1 protein-coding gene is annotated in these 366 nt (G+C 52.5%); it reads right to left on the bottom strand.

Annotation, left to right across the window (positions count from 1 at the left end):
• The coding region (locus tag B2590_RS13845) for a pilus assembly protein PilP (RefSeq protein WP_286847958.1) at positions 1 to 366 on the bottom strand (366 nt) is incomplete at both ends.

Raw genomic sequence — 366 nt, 5'->3', positions numbered from 1 at the left:
ACCAACAATCCGGCCATAATTCTGCCCCATGTAGTTCCCAGTGCGCACCCTGTGGATGCCACCCGTGTTGTGCTTTATCAGAGCAAACAGATTTCCGGATGCGTCACTCAAAGTACCCACCATGGAGAGCCCCTTCAGATCAAAGTTCTCAAGAACCTCTCTCGGCCGATCAAGATCTGGCTCGATATCGCTTTCGGGTTCCTGATCAACCATGGTGAGCTGCACATCAATAGGCGGCTCGAAAGGCGCTCTACGATCCGCTGCCGAATAACTGAAAGCCTCGTAAGCCTTGAACTCCGGTAAGGGTTCAACATGCCCCCGAGGTTTGGCCCGGGTATCTGCCATAAACTTATCGAGATCGGAAAA

Origin of the sequence: Marinobacter sp. UBA3604, from assembly GCF_002375325.1 — a bacterium.
Taxonomy (GTDB): Bacteria; Pseudomonadota; Gammaproteobacteria; order Pseudomonadales; family Oleiphilaceae; genus Marinobacter; species Marinobacter salarius.
This window is presented reverse-complemented; position numbering and strand designations above follow the sequence as displayed.